Raw genomic sequence first — 22522 nt, 5'->3', positions numbered from 1 at the left:
TGAAATTATTATACCAGAACAAATGTTTGTTAATCAATTTGAAATAGATCGCACGTTCTTATTTAATATATAAAAACAAACGTTTGGAGGTTGAGATCATGAATAGCCTTTTGAAAAGAGCATGTGACAATAAAACTCCTATACAGATCATTTATATTGACCAGGACAATCAAATAAGCCAACGAACCATAAAGGTGTTGGCTATTACTAAAAACAGCGTGAAAGCTTATTGCTATACAAAACGCCAATTCCGTACTTTTAAGTTAGAAAACATATTATCAGGAGGAAAAGTTAGGAAGGGAGCATAATAAAAACCCCATCAAAAATGACGGGGCATGTGTAATTAGTTTATATTAATAAGCCCGCAAAATAGCCAAAAAAATCAATCCAACCCCAATCCAACCCCAATGACATTCTTCTGACCATATTTTCAACCAGTTTTTTAAAATAAAAAACGTTGGACCCTTTGATACATAAAGGGTCCAACGTATTGGAAATGACGTCCCAGGAGGGATTCGAACCCCCGACCCACAGCTTAGAAGGCTGTTGCTCTATCCTGCTGAGCTACTGGGACATTTTGTAAAAGACATTCTTTATTATATAGAGTGATTAAGGTGAAGTCAACACTTTTTCTGAAAAAATTTTTCTCTTCATCACATTAAGGTATAAAAAAGATTTTCGCAGATTGATTAAAGATTCTTCAAATATATATTTACAAAAAATTTACCTACCTTTCATCCAGAACTAACAATATGGGGATATATTATAAGTGTAAGGCGAATTCGAGAGGGAGAGGTGCTTCAATGTTAAAAAGAATTTTTAATCTATTTAAAGAAGAAGAGCCAATTTATGAATTACCTCGGGAATTAGAAAACGTAGATGACGACGAATTAGAGGAATACGAACCAGAAGATAGATATTATTTTTATTAGTCCTGATTAGGGCTATTTTTATTTTTGTTTAAATGTAAGGAAATTCTTCCTGTAGCTGAGAGTATTAGAAAGAAGGAGTTTTATTGGAATTTATTCATCCGTATTCAACATGAATCGATTTTAATTCTAATGCTTTCATATGCTGTATGTGACATGTTCTGGATAAAGGAGGAAATGTTCTTCTCATTAATTGATATTGGTTAGAAACATAGCCGTTTCGAAGAAGGGGGAATGATAACCTCTTGTAAGCTTTGTGATGGGGATGGATTATTTATCGTCACGGGCCAGCTAAGAGGTATAGGAGTTATAGCAGGGTACAGCTATAAGGAGCCAAATGTTTTGTTATGTGTTTGAAAATAAGTGTTTTCTAATTACTATCTTGCACTCAATGTTAAGATCAATAATCTGTAAATAGCAAACAACCCAATATAACCTCCAGTTATCAAAAAAAGAGGGTTTAGAAAAACGCTATGAATCGCTGTCATAAACACAGTGTTATCAATGAGGATTTGACGAATTGCTAGTGCAGCAATATCCCCAAAGATAACTGCTGATAGAAGAGCGATAGCATTAAAAACGATTTGGATGGTCTTACTCTTATTTTTTAGATAAAGCATAAGAGTTGGGAAGATAATCGAAGCAGCTAATATAATGATCAAAATGTCACTCCTTTAATTAATGTCGGAGTTTAAACCAATTGCGATTATTCAAACTGTTGCTGAGTAGTTTCTGCCCAATCTGAAAATGAGCCGGTACCATTGCAACTAGGACAAGTAGGATCAATATATGCATTTGTGATAAAAAAACCTCTTCCAGAACAGTCTGGGCAGGTCCCCTTGTCACGATTGGTATTTATCTTCTTCTCAGTTTGAACAGCGTTCCAGTCAGATATTTTGTTAGTTATTTTGTTGAAAATCTCCATATCAATTCACCTCAAAATTTATTATGAGGAATTAGAAGGAATATTATTCATTTGTTTCGGTTTTGCTTCAGTTTTCAATCAAATGACACATAGAAAGGGTGGAGGTAAAGGGATGGCTTGCATCTTTTACGAAAAGACCGATACCAGCCATTTAAATAAACATGGGATTCCGATCAGAGGATAGTAGATATAGAATATGACACAAGATTAGTGGAGTTTATAAAACGGGTGGATTTTAAAATAAAAGCAGTTAATACATATTCTGAACAAGCAGGGGAGGAATTACTCCCCTCGCAGATTAGACTTGGCAATAGAACCATCTGTAGTTAGTCTGTATGTGCCCAGCACTACAGGATTAGTCTGAACCAAACCTTCATGCATTAAATCTATAATGGCTTGATTTACGATAGATAAATCTTCTTTTTGAACCTGATCAGCTATTTGTTTCGGTGTTTGCCATTCAGTGTTTAGCGCGAGAAATACAGACTGTTGAATTGTGGTCAAATTCATAATGAACGCCTCCTTGTTTTATATGCACATCATATATATTAAAAAGGATATCTTATTTTATAAATATGTCCGATTCAAAACAATATGTAAAGAGGAAAATAAACTAAATGAGATTGTCTCTACAATAAAACTTCCATCATACAAGTTAAAACCGGATCTTTTCCTGTCTTGGAACATTACTTTCAAGCTGATCAAGACGCTTTTCTAACTAAAAAATCCCAATTTATTTAGATCATTTAGATAGGCATGGAATAATTCTTTGTCTATTCTACCTTTTTTCTTATTTAGTTCATGACAAGAACCATAAGTAAGAATATTTAGATAGCAATTAAGTTTTATACTATCGGCACGCATATCCCACCCATTTACATACTGGTTATCTTTAGATTCCAATACTAATGTTATACGTCGTCCTTCTAACCCCCATTGTACAAACTCTTCTTCACCTGGAGTAACATTGGACCAATCAAACGGATGCTTTCTGTTATCTTCAATTTCTTCTCGGTATTCTTCTTTTTCTTCAGGGGTGAATAGGGTATCTAAGGTTGTAGGATCTGTAATACTAAAAGCGGCAAATACGTAATTATGATTTACTTGATCACTTCCCTCCAAGTCTAGTATTTTCTCCTTTGAAATTTCCTTTGCATTAAACTTTTCTTTCAAGATACGGAGAACTTCTTCGTTAGTGAAAATCAAACGATGCTTACGTCTTTCATATTCATCGGTTAGTTTAGCATAATAGCTCATTTTATTTGATCCTCTCATGCATTATTAAAAACTTTTCACTTCATTGTGTTCAGCTCTAGGGCCAAGACAAATAAAACATATCACTTTGACATACGTACAGATCAAATAACTAACATTTTCTTTTTATTTTTCATGTAGTATTATGACGACTACAAATTAAAAATGTTTCGTTTTTTTTTTTGAAAAAACAGGAAAATTCTCCTGTTCAGACCGAGATTTAAGATTTTATAGCAAGAATGATAAAAAATTACAGCTGCATCTTCTTAGAAAAAGAAGGGAATCTGCCAAATATATGGAATTATTTAATTGTCAATACTTATAGAAAGAAGCGGTGTGTGGAATTTCTATTTTCCTAGGAGATAAGATAAATGAATACTTCTGTTGAAGATTTGATTCAAGAATTCATAGAACAAGAAATACCCAAAAGAAAAGCCTTAAATGTTATAATTTTATGTGGCTCATATGCTGTTGGAAAAGCAACTGAACGAAGTGATATAGACTTATGTTTTATAGGAGATTTTTCTGAGTTTCAACGGGAAAGTCATGTTTATAAGAAACGTGAATTTCAATTAATGATTTCTTCATGGTCTTGGTATGAGGCCGTTATTCAAAATTACGAAAGGAAAAACAATATTGATACGATTACAACAATGTTAGCGAAAGGCCAGTGTTTATGGGGAGAATCAGAACGATGGATCAATTTAAAGAAACTAGCTATAAAATACTATAATATGGGGCCAAATCCAGCTACGAAGGATGAAATCAGAAAGTTGAGAGTGCGAATAACTGATTTGTGGAATGACTATTGTGCTAGCACTGAAGAAAATAATCGTAACTGGCTTTCGTTCCATATCATACAGGTGTGTGTTGAGGTTCACTTTATAATTAGAAATTGGTGGGGCACCAAAACCAAGTATCAACTTGAGGAATTAGAAAAAAGAGATCCGCACATGAACTCTTTGGTGGGAAATTGTTTAAAAGCAAAAGGCACCAAGGAAGACATATTATATACACTCTGTAACCATGTACTAAACCCTATTGGTGGATTTATGAATGAGTCATGGTCAAGCAGAACGGAGTCAGGAAAAAACTAAAATGCCGTACTGCTCTAATATGAAGCAAGTACAAGAGATGACCGAGTGGAAGAATATACATATACAAAGATTTTAGGTGCTATCGTCGGAATGATGACAATCTTAATAGCAGTAGGATTTAGCATACTTTCGTTTATAGGTATGGGTTTATCAAAAGCATTTAATACAGGAAATGATTATTCTCCATCTCTAATAATCTTTGTATTCCTGCTTTTATTTATTCTTGGTATCGTCACTGGATATGGTCCTTTCAGGCTTAATCATAAAGCATGGTATTATATTTATATTGGACTATGTTTAGCGCTTGGAATTGGTTGTGTACTAGCCTTTATTATTTCTCTTGGATCACTTGGGGTCAAAAATGAATTATCTATTTTATGTATCGGAATGATTTATATATTATTGGGATTTTTAGTGAAAAGGAAAAAATGACCTAGTCGCAACTAAACTAGAGAGAGCAATACAATCATGTGCGTCTCAATCTTGTAACAAGCTTTGTAATAGTTCGAAGGCATCCCTTCGGTGATTTTCAGCTTCTAGATTCAACCTATTTGATTTCTTTGAAATGACTTGTTACACTCGGCGTGGCGATTATCGTCTCGCCTTTAGCTGTTCTTTGAGACGGCGGAGTTTTTCTTAGGACTTGTTCTTTATAACTCATAAAGCCATATCATTATATCATCTTTTAAAAGGTATATAGTCTATTGTTTCCTAGAAAATTCACCACATATTAGTCCTTGACATACATAATATTACTGGTTATATTTGACATAACATCTATGTGTTATCTTTTTAATTGTAAGAAAATTAGGAAAAAGTATTTGTCGTATGTAGGAAGGTAGTAAATGGATAGGGAGTGGTTCAGAAATAGGATCTCTTTTCGAGAACGGATAGGTAGGGTCTAGTTAATCATGGTCGTGTCTTTGGAACGTTTAAAAGCTGATATTTCATTTTTTGGAGGGGAAGATTTGAAAGCGATTACAAAAACGGTGTTTGTTTTCCTGTTATTCGGTTGCCTAAGCCTATTGTTGGTTTCATGTTCTAAGGATTCTTCAGAAAGAGCAAGTACTGATGTAAATAATGAAAAAGATGTCACTGAAAATGATGAGGAGAAGGAACCGGTGACGCTTTCTGTTCTTGTTCACTGGGATGAAGAAATGTTTAATGAACGTTTTAAGGAGCCTGTTGAGGCGGCACTTCCCCATATCACATTAGAGCACTTCCAGTCTGGGTCTGGCCGCGAAGACTTAGAGGAAGTATTTGCAAGCGGTGAGAGCCCAGATATTTTCTTTGAAGTTTCACAAGAAAATTTGGAATATCTTGAACTTGATTATGATTTAGATGAATTAGTAGAAAAACACTCATACGATTTAAGCCATATCAATCCTGTTTATTTAGATACAATTCGGTCGAAGGATAAGGAGAAACGCCTGTTAGGTTTACCTTATGAGGTTAATAATTATGTTTTATTCTACAATAAAGATATTTTTGATTTATTTGGTGAAGACTATCCATCTAATAATATGACATGGACTGAGGCTTTAGAGTTGGGAAAAAGACTAACAGGTGAACGGAATGGTGTTTTTTATCGTGGCTTAGATTTAGATAAGGTGGAAGCGCCGTTGATGCAACTATCAGTCAATAAAACTGATCCTGAAACAGGCGAATTATTATTGGACCAACCTGAATTCACTAAATATTTTGAGCTATTGGATCAGATTATTGCCATGCAAGGAGACTCAGATGGGGAACATTTTGATAGAGAACGCTTCCCTGAGGAACAAACGACAGCGATGCTCGTTAAATTCGTACAGGGATTAAATTGGTGGAAGGATGATGAATCGCTGAATACAGCGGTTGCCCCAATTCCTGTATGGGATGGAGGACCGGCAGTTAGCCATCGTCCAGATACAGGATTGATTCCTTTGAGTATTAACCCACATAGCGAGAAGAAGGATGCGGCATTCGAAGTACTCACGTATTTTACGGAAGACGAATATCAACTATTCGCATCACGTCAAGGGATTGGTCCCTCAACGACAAATGAAGAGGTGCTCAATGAATTTTTCCAAGATTATGATTTCGCTAATGACGCGAATGTAGCAACCATTTTTGAACATCCGCCTGCACCAACACCTGAACAGATTAGTCAATGGGATCAATATGTCGATCTTGACCCACGTAGATATGCCGAATCAGGTATGGATCGTAATGAATATTTGCGCGTGATTGCAGAGGAATCAGAGACTAAGATACAAGAAGCGAAAGAATCAGAATAAGAGAATAAAGGATCAAAGCTGATTTTCGGTGATACCCCCCTTGTTAGAGATACTAACGTGGTATATGGATAGACAAAAATATCGAATTTATATAGAAAGATGAATAAATAAATAGATCTGCATCTTCTAGTACAGGAATAGGAAACTAGGGTTACAGTATTCCGCAAATACAGGAAGGTAAAGATGTGGCGAGCGACAATTAAAAAGTAGGGAGGAGAGAATAATTTCTTTTCTCCTATTTTTTTGCTAAAATAGAAACCTGCTGAAAGATCTAATCACGAAGATTATAGATAATGAGCCTGCTTGCCGTGAGTAATAACATGGTGATAGGTCAGTAATAAAGGAATTAAAAAGAAAATATGACCAGTATATGTTGTTTTTTTGTTGATTCGCATGCTTTATGCATTAAAAGCCACAACTTCCTCGCAATCAATTTATAGAATGGCTTTGCTAAAAATGTCCCAGGAGGGATTCGAACCCTCGACCCACAGCTTAGAAGGCTGCTGCTCTATCCGGCTGACTATTGCCAGATCGTAGTTTTAACTCGTTCCTCTGCATTAATAAAAAAACCTTATGATTATTAGGAAAAAAGCTAGCTATTTGTTTTCTTAGAAATGATTTGTTACACTGATTTCTAACCTAAATGATGGGCGGTTCTATCATGAAAAAAGACCAAAACGATCGTGATTCGGCCATTATCATTCCTTTTCCTGGACTGAAGGATCGTTATTATGAAAAAGGTATATCTAGCTTGGAATCTCATCATTTTCAAGAAGCAGTTGATTTTCTCAAACAGGCCTATCAAATGGATTCAACTGATCCGCATATTTCAGCAGCTTATCTTGCGGCTTTATATGAAAATGGAAATTATGATGACTCTAAGCGAATGGCTGAGGAACTTTTGAAAAGCGGTATTGGAAGTTTCTATGATGTTCTTGATATTTATCTGATGATTTTGATTCAATTAAACGATTATAAACAGGTCGTTGCGACTCTAAAGCCGTTATTTGAAGAAAATGAAATTCCTCCTGAAAAAGCGGAACACTTTTTACAATTACTAAAATTGAGTGAAAAAGCTGTTAGAAACCAGGTGATGGAGAATTCTCCTAAAGATGATATCCCTTTTCTTCATCAAGAACAAAGCCCGCAAGATCAGTTAATTGGCCTAGGTATGTTAAAGGATAAAAATATTCATCCATATTTGGATTCGTTAATAGAAATGCTCTCTGTTGAAAAAGTTCATCCGTTTATCAAAACAGCCATCCTTTCACTTTTTAAGGAGAATAAAATTGATCAATCCATCTTAGTGGAAAAACTCGGAAAAAAAGAAACATTGAATCCAATGGACATCCCTTCCGCTGAGGAATTCCCTTTCTTCCATTTAGTAAAAAATCAAATGGAAAGCCAATTAAGAGATCATAACCCTGTATTACTAGAACAAATTCTTGATATGATAGAACGGCATTCCCTTTGTCTTTATCCATTCGAATGGGAGCCAACTAACCCATCTGTCTGGACAGCCGCCTATCGGGCAATGGGATATGAACTATATGGGGAAAATTGGAATCTTGAAAAACTAGCGGAATTTCATAGTGTGCAAGAAGCGGAGTTAGGGACTATATTCACCTTTATCGTGAAATTGGAGGAAATTTCTTCGGCGATTGTTTCACCCCAATAGTTGAAACGTATGTATCCTATGTTATAATGTAATGGTTATGCTGGATTGAGTATAATATAGCGGAACATACATAGTGAAGCGAGTAACCGCAAAAATAAGCAGTAAAACAACTGAGTATATATTGTTGGAGGTATTAAAATGGCAGCAAAATGGGAAAAGCTTGAAGGTAATAAAGGTGTATTAACAGTTGAAGTAGATGTGAAAACTGTTAATGAAGGTTTGGACCAGGCTTTTAAAAAAGTATCGAAGGATATTAATATACCTGGATTCCGTAAAGGAAAGGTTCCACGTCCATTATTTGAAAAACGTTTTGGAGTAGAAAGTTTATTCCAAGACGCACTTGATTTCATTCTTCCTGAGTCTTATGCTAAGGCCGTAGAAGAAGCAGAAATTGAACCAGTTGATCGTCCTGAGATCGACATCGAACAAATGGAAAAAGGAAAAGAATTAATTTTCACTGCAACAGTTACTGTAAAGCCAGAAGTAAAATTAGGCGAATACAAAGGTCTTGAAGCGGAAATACTTGATGATACTGTATCAGATGATGATGTAGAAGCAGAAGTAAAGACTCTTCAAGAACGTCAAGCAGAGCTTGTTGTCAAAGAAGATGGTGCAGCTAGTGATGGTGATACAGTTGTTATCGATTTTGAAGGATTCGTTGATGGAGAACCATTTGAAGGTGGCCAATCTGACAACTACTCTCTAGAAATCGGTTCAGGATCTTTTATTCCTGGGTTTGAAGAACAACTTATTGGGGTAAAATCAGGAGAAGAGAAAGAGGTTCAAGTTTCATTTCCTGAAGAATATCATGCAGCAGAATTAGCTGGAAAGGAAGCTACATTCAAGGTTAAGCTTCATGAAATTAAAGCAAAGGAACTTCCTGAGCTTGACGATGAATTTGCTAAAGACGTTGACGAAGAAGGAGAAACATTAGAAGAACTTAAAGCCAACATCAAAAAGAGACTTACTGATGAAAAGAAAAATGCAGCTGAACAACAACTACGTAATAGTTTAGTTGAAAAAGCAGCAGAAAATGCCGAAATCGATGTACCAGAAGCTATGGTTAATAATGAAATGGATCAAATGATGCAAGAATTTGAACAACGCTTGCAAATGCAAGGAATGAATCTTGATCTTTATTTCCAATTCTCAGGCCAAAACGAAGAGGAACTTCGTAGCCAAATGAAGGAAGATGCTGAACAACGCGTGAAAACTTCCCTTACTTTAGAAGCCATTGCGAAAGCTGAAAATCTTGAAGTAGATGACGAAGCTGTCGATAAAGAAATGGATAAAATGGCTGAAATGTACAAAATGGAAGTAGACGAAGTTAAAAAGATCATGAGTGCGAATATGAATAGTCTAAAAGCAGATTTGAAAATGCAAAAAGCTATTGATGTTCTAGTTGAAAATAGCAAAACAAATGCATAAAAAACATAAACATACACATAAGATATAAGAATGCGAAACAAGGCACAGATAGGAATCGTGCCTTGTTTTGCCAAAAGAATACATATTGATTGATGGCCAACACTGGTTCGGCATGAGTTTGAATAATGGTTATTGCTTCATGGAATATGGTACAATGCAATACATAGCTATGGCTTGTTAATTTGAAAGGTAAATGGAAAGGATATAGCTTATTATAGGGGTGAAATCATGTTTAAATTTAACGAGGAAAAAGGTCAGTTGAAATGTTCTTTTTGTGGTAAAACACAAGAACAAGTGAGAAAATTAGTGGCTGGACCTGGTGTATATATATGTGATGAATGCATTGAGCTATGTACAGAAATTGTGGAGGAAGAACTAGGGACGGAAGAAGAAGTAGAATTTAAAGATATCCCTAAGCCACTCGAAATTAGAGAAATCTTAGATGAGTATGTAATTGGCCAAGAACAAGCTAAAAAGTCTTTAGCTGTGGCCGTTTACAACCATTATAAGCGTATTAATGCCAATAGCAAAATCGATGATGTCGAGCTTGCGAAGAGTAATATATGTTTGATAGGTCCTACTGGAAGCGGTAAAACCTTACTTGCACAGACTTTGGCAAGGATTTTAAACGTACCGTTTGCAATTGCGGATGCAACGTCATTGACGGAAGCGGGTTATGTTGGGGAAGATGTGGAAAATATCCTACTTAAATTAATCCAATCCGCTGATTATGATGTGGAAAAAGCAGAGCGTGGGATCATTTATATTGATGAGATCGATAAAGTAGCTAGAAAATCGGAAAACACTTCAATCACTAGAGATGTTTCTGGTGAAGGTGTACAACAAGCCTTACTTAAAATATTAGAAGGTACTGTAGCGAGTGTGCCGCCACAAGGAGGAAGAAAGCACCCACACCAAGAATTTATTCAGATTGATACAACGAATATATTGTTTATTTGTGGTGGAGCTTTCGATGGTGTTGAACAGATTATCAAGCGCCGTCTCGGACAAAAAGTGATTGGTTTTGGCGCAGAGGTGAAAGGTCAGGAAGAAAAGAAAGAACTTTTATCCGAAATTCTTCCAGAAGATTTACTTCGTTTTGGATTGATTCCAGAATTTATCGGCCGCTTACCTGTCATCGCAAACTTAGAACAGTTGGATGAAGAAGCGTTAATTGAAATTCTAACTCAACCGAAAAATGCCCTTGTCAAACAGTATACAAAAATGTTGGGTATGGATGAAGTTGAGCTTGAATTTGAAGATGACGCCCTTCATGAAATTGCAAAAAAGGCGATTGAAAGGAAAACAGGCGCTCGTGGTCTACGATCAATTATTGAGATGCTAATGTTAGACGTGATGTTTGATCTGCCATCTCGTGAAGATATAAAAAAATGTATTATTACGAAAGATTCTGTTCTGCAAAATAAGCCACCTAAGCTTGTACTTGAAGATGGAACAGTTATTAAGGGATCTGAAAAAAACTCAGCTTAAGTCAAAGCAAACGAGTTATAATAAAAAACTAGGATTTTTAACAAAAAAATCCTAGTTTTTTTATGGTTAAAATTCTTAAAAATCCATAAAATCACTAGAAAATCATGGTTTATTCCTCTTTGAAGCGGAGATACTAATAGATAAAAGATAGACGTTATTTTGTGTCTTCGGGAGGGTAATGTATGAATTGGACAGCGATTATTATTATGATTCAGTTGTTTTTTGGCATCATTATTGGATTGTATTTTCTAAATCTATTGATGAACCAAAGATCTCAAAAGGTTACCATTGATAAAGAATCAAAAAAGGAAATGGAACATCTTAGAAAAATGCGAGGGATAAAGTTAACAGAGCCTTTAGCAGAAAGAGTAAGGCCAGCGAAATTTTCAGATATTGTAGGGCAAGAAGATGGGATTAAGGCGTTAAAAGCAGCGTTATGTGGACCAAATCCCCAGCATGTTATTATTTATGGGCCGCCAGGTGTAGGAAAAACAGCTGCTGCAAGGCTTGTTTTAGAAGAAGCAAAGAAAAATCGACGATCTCCCTTTCAGACGGATTCAGTATTTGTTGAGCTAGACGCCACAACAGCGAGGTTCGATGAAAGAGGGATAGCGGATCCCTTAATTGGTTCTGTGCATGACCCTATTTATCAGGGGGCTGGTGCAATGGGGCAGGCTGGAATTCCACAGCCAAAGCAAGGTGCCGTGTCTAATGCTCATGGCGGTGTCTTATTCATTGATGAAATTGGTGAGCTTCATCCGATCCAAATGAATAAGCTATTAAAAGTATTAGAAGATCGAAAGGTCCATTTCGAAAGTGCCTATTATAGTTCGGAAAATAATCAAATTCCTACTCATATTCATGATATTTTTAAGCGAGGACTTCCTGCAGATTTCCGTTTAATTGGCGCCACAACACGGACGCCTAACGAAATTCCACCAGCTATTCGTTCGAGATGTATGGAAGTATTCTTTCATGAACTGGAAAAAGGGGAAATTGAAATTGTTGCAAACAAGGCAGTAGATAAAATCAATTTTACGATTGATGAAAAAGGTCTTGCCTTATTATCTTCCTATGCTAGAAATGGACGAGAAGCTGTCAATATGATTCAAACCTCTGCTGGTTTAGCAATCATAGAGGATAGAGAATATATACAAGATGCAGATATGGAGTGGGTCATTCGCTCAAGTCAGCTTGTCCCACGTCATGAAAAATCCATTCAATCACAATCGAAAACAGGAGTTGTGAACGGACTTGCAGTAACAGGCCCCAATAGCGGCATGCTATTAGATATTGAGGTCACGGTCTTTCCAGCGGATAAAGGCACAGTACAAATTACAGGTATTATTGAAGAAGAAAATATTAACGGTCAAGGAAAAACCGTCAAAAGAAAAAGTATGGCAAGGGGCTCCATTGAAAATGTAGTAACAGTATTAAAAACAATGGGTGTTCCCATTCAGCAGTATGATATTCATGTCAATTTTCCAGGGGGGATTCCAGCAGACGGTCCTTCCGCCGGTGTGGCAATAGCGGTAGGAATATATTCAGCAATTTATAAAATACCAGTGGAACACACAGTTGCCATGACAGGAGAAATAGGGATTCATGGTGATATAAAACCTGTTGGCGGCGTATACTCTAAAGTAAAAGCAGCAAAACTTGCAGGCGCTAAAACAGTGCTTATACCTGCCGAAAATATGCAATCCAATTTAAAAGAGATAGAAATGGTCACAGTAATGCCCATTAGCCGTCTAGAAGAAGCATTAGAAGTGGCTTTAATTAAAAAGGCTGGGCATGATCGAATCTTACCTGATTTTTCAGCGACTAATAAAAAAAGTGTTTAAACTAAGATAGTCGGGACAATGGCTAAAAGCGCGACGTCCTGTCGGCAGGCTCAAGCAGCGACATCCTGTTGCCTCGCCTGCACTAGCACATCCTGTGCGTCGCAACGCCGATGGACTCACTTCCTGTGAGCCAGTTTCTCGACATCATATGACCATTTAAGCTAAAATGGACACAGAACGAATAAGGAAAATAAAAGAATGGATAGCGCCCTTAAAGAGGATGTTCAAAAAGTCCGGTAAAAATGACACTGCGAATTTCTTCGTTGGCTTGCTTCTTCGCTGCTCATGTATCTAAATGCATACATTCCGCTGCTCGAAGCTGCGCCGCCTCGAACTTCTTGGTCCTTTTTATCCTCCTTTTTGAACACGCACTTAAGGCGCTTTCTCTTTTCTTAGATTCTTTAGGAAATAATTGGACGATGTGAATAAGTGAAATAGTGAAAATCCGTCTAGTAAAATAATATAAGTCGGTACTAGTTTCACAAGGGATAAAGATGTAGGTCTTCAGTCGTTTATCCTTTTAGGCATTCTACATTGTCTAAAAAATAGCACGGAGGTAGTAAATATGACAAAAAAAATAGAGCCGTTAGTGCCTCTATTGCCATTGCGGGGAATGCTCGTTTTTCCAACAATGGTCCTGCATCTTGATGTGGGAAGAGAGCGCTCTGTTCAAGCTTTAGAACAGGCGATGCTAAATGATCATTTAATCTTTTTGACAACCCAAAAGGATATCGAAATTGAATCTCCAGAGGACGGGGACTTATTTGAGATAGGTACATTGACTAAGGTTAAGCAAATGTTAAAGTTGCCTAATGGAACGATTCGTGTTCTGGTAGAGGGATTGAGTCGAGCCAAAATAAAAAATATAAAGGATCAAGGTCCTTATTATGCTGTGGATCTTGAACGATATGATGATGATATACAAGCTATAAATCAAGATGTTGAAATTCAAGCGTTAAAAAGGACCATGCTAGATTATTTCGAACAATATATTAAGCTTTCGAAGAAGATTTCTTCGGAAACCTTTGCAACAGTGGCTGATATAGATGAGCCAGGTCGGATGGCTGATATTATTGCCTCTCATTTGCCCTTGAAAATTCAAGATAAACAGGGCATTTTGGAAATTATTGACGTAAAAGAAAGATTAACAAAAGTCATCAATATTATTCACAATGAAAGAGAAGTTTTACATTTAGAAAAGAAAATTGGCCAAAGAGTCAAGCAATCCATTGATCGCACGCAAAAAGAATATTATTTGCGTGAACAGATGAAGGCTATCCAAAAAGAATTAGGCGATAAAGAAGGAAAAACGGGAGAAATAGCAGATTTGGCTGAAAAAATCCGTGAAGCGCAAATGCCAGAAAATGTAGAAAAAATGGCATTAAAAGAGTTAGATCGTTATGAAAAAATTCCTACTTCCTCTGCTGAAAGTTCTGTTATTCGCACTTATATTGATTGGTTAATTTCATTGCCATGGTCAAACGCTACAAAAGATGATTTGAACATTCATAAAGCTGAAAAGATCTTAGAACGCGATCACTACGGATTAGAGAAGGTAAAAGAACGAGTGCTAGAATATCTTGCGGTACAACAACTAACTAATTCATTACGAAGTCCTATTCTATGTCTTGTTGGACCACCTGGAGTAGGAAAAACAAGCCTAGCACGTTCGATTGCAGAATCAATGGGAAGAAATTTTGTTCGTGTCTCATTAGGTGGTGTGCGTGACGAATCTGAAATTCGTGGGCATCGTCGTACCTATGTGGGGGCTATGCCTGGGAGAATTATTCAAGGGATGAAAAAAGCGGGCACGATTAACCCAGTGTTTTTGCTAGATGAGATTGATAAAATGTCCAATGATTTTCGTGGAGATCCCTCTTCTGCAATGTTAGAGGTATTGGATCCTGCCCAAAATAGTAATTTCAGTGATCATTATATTGAAGAGCCCTATAATTTATCCAAGGTAATGTTTTTGGCGACAGCCAATGATTTAGCTTCTGTCCCAGGACCACTGCGAGATCGGATGGAAATTATTTCAATTGCAGGATATACGGAATTGGAAAAAATTCATATTGCCAAAGACCATCTATTGCCAAGACAGATAGAAGATCATGGTCTTACAAAAGCTCAACTTCAATTAAGAGACGATGCGATTAAGATGCTGGTTCGCTATTATACCCGCGAAGCTGGAGTTCGTGAATTGGATCGTCAGCTCGCCTCCATTTGTAGAAAAGCGGCCAAATTAATCGCTTCCGGTGAAAAGAAAAGAGTGATCGTAACCGAAAAGTATTTGACAGAATTGCTTGGAAAGAAAAAATATAGTTATGGACAAGCTGAGCTTGAAGATCAGATAGGTGTAGCAACCGGGTTGGCCTATACCTCAGTAGGAGGGGATACTTTACAAATAGAAGTTTCCTTGTCTCCTGGTAAAGGAAAGTTAATTCTGACGGGAAAATTAGGCGATGTAATGAAGGAATCGGCACAAGCAGCCTTTAGCTATGTTAGGTCGAAAGCAACCGAATTCGATCTTGAAAAAGATTTTCACGAGACAACAGATATTCATATCCACGTTCCAGAAGGAGCCGTACCCAAAGATGGGCCATCGGCTGGGATCACCATTGCAACAGCTCTTATTTCCGCTTTGACAAAGAATCCTGTCAAAAAGGAAATCGGCATGACAGGAGAGATCACATTACGGGGAAGAGTTTTACCGATTGGCGGGTTAAAGGAAAAATCACTAGGCGCCCATCGGGCAGGGATTACGACGATTATTATGCCGAAGGAAAATGAGAAGGATATAGAGGACATTCCAGAGAGTGTTCGTCAAGACCTTACTTTTATTCCTGTTTCCCATGTAGATGAAGTATTGAAAATTGCATTATCGGGGGAGAAACAATGAAAGTAAATAATGCAGAGTTTATCATTAGTGCCGTCAAACCAGCGCAGTATCCTGATGAAGGATTACCTGAATTTGCGCTGGCGGGAAGATCGAATGTGGGGAAATCGTCCTTTATAAATAAAATGATTAACCGAAAAAGTCTTGCACGTACTTCTTCTAAACCAGGAAAAACGCAAACCTTGAATTATTATAAAATTGAAGATACCTTCTATTTTGTTGATGTTCCAGGCTATGGATTTGCAAAAGTATCCAAAAAAGAACGAGAAGCATGGGGAGAAATGATTGAGACTTATCTCACATCAAGAGAGGAATTATGTACGGTATTGCTAATCATTGATTTAAGACATCCACCGACGAAAGATGATGTTTTAATGTATGATTTTCTAAAACATTATGACATTCCATGTGGGATCATCGCTACAAAAGCGGATAAAATCCCTAAAGGAAAATGGGAAAAGCACAAAAAAATTGTAAAAGAAACGTTAAAATTACAAATAGAAGATGACATCGTCTTATTTTCAGCAGAAACAGGAATGGGAAAAGAAAAGGCATGGCATATATTAGAAAAATGGCTGTAAGATAATGAATAGAAAGCTGGGACAATAGTGGTTTTGCAAAAAAAAAATGAACTACTGGCGTGCGTATAACTCGCTCCGGAAATATACCTAGCTTTCCGCGAGCGAGTGTCCGCTCAAGCTTCACCTTTTGGAGCTCTCACTTCCCACAGGAGTCTACGAATATTTCCTCCGCTAAGGTAATGCATTTACATTTTTATTTTGTCCCAGCCTCTATCCAAGTTATTTTCTTTTATGGAAAAATAAAAAGTATAGACCAAAAACAATGAAAAGATAGGGCCATGCTTGGTCAATCCAGGCAATACTTTGTCCATTTTTAAGTAGCCCTTCTTTTAATTTGTCAAAAAACAGTAATAATAAAGAAATAGCGAGAAACAAAATCCCTTGGAATAAACCATTCCCTGTTTTTACATAGGTAAGGAATAAACCGATTGAAATCAGCAACAAAAAGATGCCAGAAATATCAATCGTTACAGCTAAATGCTGAGTAATATGAAAATGAAGTCCGATTCCAGTTAACAGAACTCCGGGAAATATGAATGAGTAATCTTTTCCGGCATAGCCATTTACCAGAAAAGCGATTCCGACAATCACAAAGAGAGTCGGCCAAGAGTAAAAACCTTGAAATAGGGAAAGCTGATAATACTGTAAAAGAAAATAAATACCAAATCCAAATAGAATAATTCCTGACAAAAGGTATGGTGGCTTTTTCATAAAAATTCCTCAACTTCCTTAAAGAGATTGTTCAAAAGGATCAAAGGCTAAATTCGCGACATCCTGTCGCAACGCCTTTGTGACCTGCGTCCTGCAGGCCTCCGGTAAAAAGGACACTGTGAGATAACGGTTCTTCGACTAAATACCGGCACGTCCTGTGTCGAACGTCAAAGTTACCACATACGCTCAAGTCCGTTTCGCCCTTTAGACGTACAGGTTGTCAGCATCTTTAGCTGCCTGGGTCCTTTTTATCATCCTTTTTAAACACGCATTTAAATGATTACTCTAAATATAGCACAGGTTTCAATATGTGTTCACAACTTTTTAGAATTCTTCTAATTAAGCATGTTATAATATAGATATGGACTAAAACTGGAGGTGCCATTTATCAAATGCATATTATTGTTGTGGGGCTTAATCATAAAACGGCTCCAGTGGAAATTAGGGAGCGTTTAGCGTTTTCTGAATCAGAGCTGCCAATAGCAATGGCATCCTTAAAGCAACAAAAAAGTATTCTTGAGAATGTCATTGTTTCTACATGTAATCGCACAGAAATCTATGCAGTTGTTGATCAGGTTCATACTGGTCGATATTATATAAAGTCTTTTTTAGCGAATTGGTTTCATATGGATCTTGAAATGATTGGAGATTATCTATACATTCATGAAAAAGAATTAGCGGTAGAACATCTTTTCAAGGTCATCTGTGGACTAAATTCCATGGTCATTGGTGAGACACAAATTTTAGGGCAAATTCGCAATAGCTTTTTAAATGCTCAAGAAAATAAAACAACAGGGACTGTCTTCAATCAGCTCATGAAACAAGCGATAGCCCTCGCGAAAAAGGCTCATTCCGAAACAGATATAGGGGCTAATGCTGTTTCTGTTAGTTACGCTGCAGTTGAGTTAGCTAAGAAAATTTTTGGAGATTTACAAGATAAACATGTTTTGGTAATTGGGGCAGGAAAAATGGGAGAATTAGCCATTAAAAATCTTTATTCCAATGGCGCCAAAAAGGTTACAGTTATCAACCGTACGTTTGAAAAATCCCAAGAACTTGCTCAAAAGTTTGCAGGTCAAGCTAAGTCACTAAATGAACTTCAGTGCGCTGTGATGGAAGCAGACATTGTCATTAGTTCAACTGGTGCTAATGGCTATATCATTAAAAAAGACATACTGGTTGAAATGGAAAAAATGAGAAAAGGTAGACCATTATTTCTTCTAGATATCGCGGTTCCTCGTGATTTAGATCCGGGGATTTCGGAAGTTGAAGATGCATTTTTATACGATATTGATGATCTGGAAGGAATCGTCGAAGCAAATCTGGAAGAACGCAAATTAGCGGCAGCCAAAATCGATATCATGATTCATGAAGAAATCAATGATTTCAATGAGTGGCTTCATACTCTTGGGGTTGTGCCTGTAATTACTTCTTTACGAGAAAAAGCACTTGCCATCCAAGCGGAAACGATGAATAGTATTGAACGGAAAATGCCTGATTTATCAGAAAGAGAAAGAAAAGTTTTAAATAAACATACAAAAAGTATTATTAATCAGTTATTAAAAGATCCTATTTCGCAAATTAAAGAAATGGCTAGTGAGCCGCAAGCAGCAGAGAAAATAGCCCTATTTGAGCAAATCTTTCAATTGGAAACGGGGGAAGATCAATCTAAACAGGAAACAACAGTAAAACAGAAAACAAAAGAAGCGGCTAGTCAAAAAGCTCCCCTTTTTCAATCATAAGAGGGAATGCAAATGATTTCAATTATGATGGTTAGATTACCCGAACTTATTATTGTTCTTTATGCCTTATCGATATTATTTTACTTTATTGATTTTATTGGGCAAAACAGGAAGGCAAGTCAGCTTGCCTTCTACCTGTTATCAATTGTTTGGTTATTACAAACAATTTTTTTGTTTTTCTATATGTTCTATACAGGCAGGTTTCCAATCCTTACTCTTTTTGAGGGACTTTATTTTTATTCATGGGTCTTAATTACATTATCTTTAACAATTCATAAAATTTCTAAAGTTGATTTCACCATTTTTTTCACAAATATTGTTGGATTCACGATTATGACGATCCATGCGTTTGCTCCAGGGCAAATGCCTGCAATGGCTGATCAACTTATTTCAGAGTTATTATTTATTCATATAACCATGGCTATTTTTTCTTATGGAGCTTTTACATTATCTTTTGTGTTTTCGCTATTATATTTATTGCAATACAAACTATTAAAAGAGAAAAAATGGTTCAAAACCCTTTGGCGTTTAGGAGATTTAAAGAGATTAGAGCGGATGTCTTATGTTTTAAATGTTATTGCAGTTCCTATCCTATTATTAAGCTTGATCCTAGGCCTCCAATGGGCATTAATAAAGCTTCCAATGTTTCACTGGTACGATCCTAAGATTATTGGGTCTTTTTTAGTAATCGTAATCTATGGAATTTGGCTGTTTTTACGATTAAAAAAAGAAATCAGTGGGAAACGCTTGGCCATATGGAATTGTGCAGCCTTTTTAATTCTTTTAATTAATTTCTTCTTAGCTAGCCGTATCTCTACTTTTCATATTTGGTATCATTAAAAAATAGATTTGTTTTTAAAGGAGGAAATATTGGTGAGAAAAATTGTGATTGGGTCGAGAAAAAGTAATCTTGCCCTGAAGCAAACCAATTGGGTGCGAAAGCAATTAGAAAAGATAGGAGCTCCTTTTGAATTTGAAATTAAAGAAATAACGACAAAAGGAGATCGGATCTTAGATGTTACCCTTTCAAAGGTGGGGGGGAAAGGTCTGTTCGTCAAGGAAATCGAGCAAGCGCTCCTAAATGGAGAGATTGATATGGCTGTTCATAGCATGAAGGATGTGCCAGCCGTTCTTCCCGATGGGTTGATCATTGGTAGTGTTCCCGAACGAGAGGATTGTAGGGATGTCTTCATTTCCAATCAACATATTCGACTACAGGATTTACCGGCAGGCGCGATCATTGGTACTAGTAGTTTAAGAAGAAGTGCGCAGATTTTGGCGATTCGTCCTGATCTTGAAATTAAGTGGATACGGGGGAATATTGAAACCCGTTTATCGAAATTAAAAACGGGTGATTATGATGCGATTATCCTGGCTGCAGCTGGATTAAAACGGATGGAATGGGATGAAGATATTATTACAGAATATCTTGAACCGGAAATCTGTTTGCCTGCGATTGGTCAAGGAGCATTAGGCATAGAGTGTCGCGAAAATGATGAAGATTTACTTAGCCTTCTTAGTGAGCTAACTTGTGAAACAACTGCCCAAACTGTGGAAGCGGAGAGAGCGTTTCTCGATAAAATGGAGGGAAGTTGTCAAGTGCCAATTGCAGGTTTAGCGAAGTTAGTGGATGAAAAACAAGTTCAATTAACGGCATTAGTTGCTTCGCCAGATGGGAAAAAGATTTATAAAGAAACACTTAAAGGCATGGAGCCGAGATTGCTCGGAGAAAAGGCAGCTTCCCTGTTAAGTGATCAAGGAGCCAAGAAGCTAATTGACCAAGTAAGGGAAGATTTGGCCAATGAATCATAGGCACAAGCCCTTAAAAGGACAGCATGTTTTAATTACTAGGGGTGGAGAGCAAGGAGAGCAGTTTTGTTTGGATGTCGCTTCAGCTGGGGGAATTCCTCATATGATTCCCCTTATTGATTTTCGTAGGTTTACAGATCCTAATCAATCTTATTATCTTCACCATTTGAGAGAATATGACTGGATTATTTTTACTAGTAAAAATGGTGTTCATTATTTTTTCGAGCAGGTCAAAAAGCATGTGGATGACGTTACCGTTCTAAGTCAATCGATTCAGTTTGCTGTTGTTGGAGAAAAGACAAAAGAGGCTTTGGATCGCTATCATATCAATTCATGCTTTATGCCACATATATTTACGGCAGAGGATTTCGTTCATGAGTTCTTTCAAACTGGATATTCAGCGAAAAAAGTGCTTATTCCTAAGGGGAATTTGGCGAGGCGAACGATTGCGGAAGGTTTTCGAAGTCGCGGGATTCTAGCAGATGAATGGATTATATATGAAACATTTTATCCCACTGTGCAGAATGACCAATTACTGAATTTAATTAAAGAAGATACTCTGGATGTTGTCACTTTTACTAGTCCTTCCACGTTTAATCATTTTATGAAAATCGTGAAACAGCCAATCACGCGACACATAAATCGATTGATTATTGCGACCATTGGGACAGTGACAAAACAAGTGATAGAAAATGAGGGGTACGGCGTGCAAATTTGTCCGGAAAAGTTTACGATGGATGATTTGTTTCAAGAGATATACAATTATTATCAAGAACGGGAAAGGAAAGATATACATGAATTTTGATCGACATCGACGTTTGCGGAGCTCTGCAAATATGAGAGCGTTAGTTCGTGAAACCCATTTAAGATCAGAGGATTTTATCTACCCTTTGTTTATTGTCGAAGGAGAGCAGCAGAAACAGGAAATTTCCTCTATGCCAGGAATCTATCAAATCTCACTTGATCTAATGAAGCAGGAGCTCGACGAGATTGTACAGCTTGGGATTAAAGCGGTCATCTTGTTTGGCGTTCCTGTAGAGAAAGATGCATGTGGGACTGGGGCTTACCATGATCATGGGATTGTTCAAGAAGCAACACGTGAAGTGAAGAAGCATTATCCAGAACTACTCGTTGTTGCAGATACTTGTCTTTGTGAGTATACAGACCATGGGCATTGCGGAGTAGTAAAAGATGGAGAAGTCCTTAATGATGAAAGCTTAGAGCTTTTAGTCAAGACTGCTGTGAGTCAAGCACAAGCAGGCGCAGATATTATTGCTCCATCTAATATGATGGATGGTTTTGTAAGCTCCATACGCCATGGGTTGGATGAGGCTGGTTTTAAAGAAATTCCAATTATGTCCTATGCTGTGAAATACTCTTCTGCCTTCTATGGTCCATTCCGAGAGGCGGCCAACAGTACGCCACAGTTTGGGGATCGAAAAACCTATCAAATGGACCCTGCTAACCGTTTGGAAGCATTAAGGGAAGCAGAGTCGGATATCGCAGAAGGAGCCGATTTTCTTATTGTAAAGCCGGCACTTTCCTATATGGATATCATTCGCGATGTAAAAAATGAATGTAACTTGCCGATTGTTGCCTATAATGTCAGTGGGGAGTATTCTATGGTGAAAGCTGCAGCTGCAAATGGCTGGATTGATGAGAAAGCAATCGTGCTCGAATCATTAACAAGTATGAAAAGAGCTGGCGCTGATTTAATTATTACATACTTTGCTAAAGATGTAGCCAGCTGGTTATGAAATGCGAAAACGCCTTGTTCAGCGATGTACAAATTTGGATTATAAGGTTGAACGGCTAAGAACGCGCCGTCTTGGCGCAACGCCGTTCTGACCAACATTCT

General features: G+C 37.1%; 20 protein-coding genes and 1 tRNA gene. 16 read left to right on the top strand and 5 right to left on the bottom strand.

The window, feature by feature from the left end:
* Positions 1 to 98 precede the first annotated feature (98 nt).
* Entirely contained in the window at positions 99 to 308 is a 210-nt protein-coding gene (locus KI375_RS07800) for a hypothetical protein (RefSeq protein WP_212972936.1), read from the top strand.
* A gap of 192 nt (positions 309 to 500) precedes the next feature.
* On the opposite strand, the gene KI375_RS07795 is transcribed toward KI375_RS07800, so the two are convergent.
* Positions 501 to 574, bottom strand: a tRNA-Arg gene (locus KI375_RS07795).
* A gap of 229 nt (positions 575 to 803) precedes the next feature.
* On the opposite strand from KI375_RS07795, the gene KI375_RS27640 reads away from it, so the two are divergent.
* Positions 804 to 932 (top strand): hypothetical protein, encoded by a 129-nt coding sequence (locus KI375_RS27640; RefSeq protein WP_280528630.1) that lies wholly within the window; start codon positions 804 to 806, stop codon positions 930 to 932.
* A 374-nt stretch (positions 933 to 1306) separates the two neighbouring features.
* Here the strand turns inward: KI375_RS27640 and KI375_RS07790 are convergent, their stop codons facing one another.
* The 3 genes from KI375_RS07790 to KI375_RS07780 form a co-directional block, all read right to left on the bottom strand.
* The gene (locus KI375_RS07790) at positions 1307 to 1591 is read right to left on the bottom strand and encodes a transposase (protein ID WP_244852412.1); all 285 of its coding nucleotides are present in this window, start codon (positions 1589 to 1591) and stop codon (positions 1307 to 1309) included.
* Between the two features lie 545 nt (positions 1592 to 2136).
* Positions 2137 to 2364 carry a hypothetical protein gene (locus tag KI375_RS07785; protein ID WP_212972935.1) on the bottom strand — a complete coding sequence of 76 codons (228 nt, stop codon included), beginning with the start codon at positions 2362 to 2364 and terminating at the stop codon, positions 2137 to 2139.
* 204 nt (positions 2365 to 2568) lie between these two features.
* Positions 2569 to 3111, bottom strand: coding sequence for a hypothetical protein (locus tag KI375_RS07780; protein WP_212972934.1), 543 nt, complete (start codon positions 3109 to 3111; stop codon positions 2569 to 2571).
* A 368-nt stretch (positions 3112 to 3479) separates the two neighbouring features.
* Here KI375_RS07780 and KI375_RS07775 point away from each other — a divergent pair, with 368 nt between their 5' ends.
* From KI375_RS07775 to yihA, 9 genes are all read left to right on the top strand, one after another.
* On the top strand, positions 3480 to 4205 hold the full coding sequence (locus KI375_RS07775; protein WP_212972933.1) for a nucleotidyltransferase domain-containing protein: 726 nt from the start codon (positions 3480 to 3482) through the stop codon (positions 4203 to 4205).
* A 45-nt stretch (positions 4206 to 4250) separates the two neighbouring features.
* Positions 4251 to 4637 carry a hypothetical protein gene (locus tag KI375_RS07770; protein ID WP_212972932.1) on the top strand — a complete coding sequence of 129 codons (387 nt, stop codon included), beginning with the start codon at positions 4251 to 4253 and terminating at the stop codon, positions 4635 to 4637.
* Between the two features lie 536 nt (positions 4638 to 5173).
* Positions 5174 to 6484 carry an ABC transporter substrate-binding protein gene (locus KI375_RS07765; RefSeq protein ID WP_212972931.1) on the top strand — a complete coding sequence of 437 codons (1311 nt, stop codon included), beginning with the start codon at positions 5174 to 5176 and terminating at the stop codon, positions 6482 to 6484.
* Between the two features lie 661 nt (positions 6485 to 7145).
* A complete protein-coding gene (locus tag KI375_RS07760; RefSeq protein WP_212972930.1) occupies positions 7146 to 8162 on the top strand; it encodes a tetratricopeptide repeat protein in 1017 nt (338 codons plus the stop codon).
* A gap of 138 nt (positions 8163 to 8300) precedes the next feature.
* Positions 8301 to 9590, top strand: coding sequence for a trigger factor (gene tig / locus KI375_RS07755; RefSeq protein ID WP_212972929.1), 1290 nt, complete (start codon positions 8301 to 8303; stop codon positions 9588 to 9590).
* A gap of 228 nt (positions 9591 to 9818) precedes the next feature.
* Complete coding sequence (gene clpX / locus KI375_RS07750; protein WP_212972928.1) at positions 9819 to 11081, top strand: ATP-dependent protease ATP-binding subunit ClpX; 1263 nt, start codon at positions 9819 to 9821, stop codon at positions 11079 to 11081.
* Between the two features lie 182 nt (positions 11082 to 11263).
* Positions 11264 to 12925, top strand: coding sequence for an ATP-dependent protease LonB (lonB, locus tag KI375_RS07745; protein WP_212972927.1), 1662 nt, complete (start codon positions 11264 to 11266; stop codon positions 12923 to 12925).
* A 565-nt stretch (positions 12926 to 13490) separates the two neighbouring features.
* Positions 13491 to 15824: an endopeptidase La gene (gene lon, locus KI375_RS07740; RefSeq protein ID WP_212972926.1), complete on the top strand. Its 2334-nt coding sequence runs from the start codon at positions 13491 to 13493 to the stop codon at positions 15822 to 15824.
* On the top strand, positions 15821 to 16402 hold the full coding sequence (gene yihA, locus KI375_RS07735) for a ribosome biogenesis GTP-binding protein YihA/YsxC (RefSeq protein ID WP_212972925.1): 582 nt from the start codon (positions 15821 to 15823) through the stop codon (positions 16400 to 16402). Before lon ends, yihA begins: the two co-directional genes overlap by 4 nt.
* Positions 16403 to 16621: 219 nt before the next feature.
* On the opposite strand, the gene KI375_RS07730 is transcribed toward yihA, so the two are convergent.
* Positions 16622 to 17113 carry a LiaI-LiaF-like domain-containing protein gene (locus KI375_RS07730; RefSeq protein ID WP_212972924.1) on the bottom strand — a complete coding sequence of 164 codons (492 nt, stop codon included), beginning with the start codon at positions 17111 to 17113 and terminating at the stop codon, positions 16622 to 16624.
* A gap of 392 nt (positions 17114 to 17505) precedes the next feature.
* On the opposite strand from KI375_RS07730, the gene hemA reads away from it, so the two are divergent.
* From hemA to hemB, 5 genes are read left to right on the top strand one after another with little or no spacing between them, the layout of a single operon-like run.
* Positions 17506 to 18855: a glutamyl-tRNA reductase gene (gene hemA / locus KI375_RS07725; RefSeq protein ID WP_212972923.1), complete on the top strand. Its 1350-nt coding sequence runs from the start codon at positions 17506 to 17508 to the stop codon at positions 18853 to 18855.
* A 12-nt stretch (positions 18856 to 18867) separates the two neighbouring features.
* Positions 18868 to 19695 carry a cytochrome c biogenesis protein gene (locus KI375_RS07720; protein ID WP_212972922.1) on the top strand — a complete coding sequence of 276 codons (828 nt, stop codon included), beginning with the start codon at positions 18868 to 18870 and terminating at the stop codon, positions 19693 to 19695.
* A 33-nt stretch (positions 19696 to 19728) separates the two neighbouring features.
* The gene (gene hemC / locus KI375_RS07715) at positions 19729 to 20667 is read left to right on the top strand and encodes a hydroxymethylbilane synthase (protein ID WP_212972921.1); all 939 of its coding nucleotides are present in this window, start codon (positions 19729 to 19731) and stop codon (positions 20665 to 20667) included.
* Entirely contained in the window at positions 20657 to 21469 is an 813-nt protein-coding gene (locus KI375_RS07710) for a uroporphyrinogen-III synthase (RefSeq protein ID WP_212972920.1), read from the top strand. The genes hemC and KI375_RS07710 overlap by 11 nt, the downstream gene beginning before the upstream one ends.
* Positions 21459 to 22421: a porphobilinogen synthase gene (hemB, locus tag KI375_RS07705; RefSeq protein ID WP_212972919.1), complete on the top strand. Its 963-nt coding sequence runs from the start codon at positions 21459 to 21461 to the stop codon at positions 22419 to 22421. The genes KI375_RS07710 and hemB overlap by 11 nt, the downstream gene beginning before the upstream one ends.
* The last annotated feature ends 101 nt before the right edge of the window (positions 22422 to 22522 follow it).

Origin of the sequence: Bacillus sp. J14TS2 (genome assembly GCF_018333015.1) — a bacterium.
Lineage (GTDB): Bacteria > Bacillota > Bacilli > Bacillales > Bacillaceae_C > Lederbergia.
This window is presented reverse-complemented; position numbering and strand designations above follow the sequence as displayed.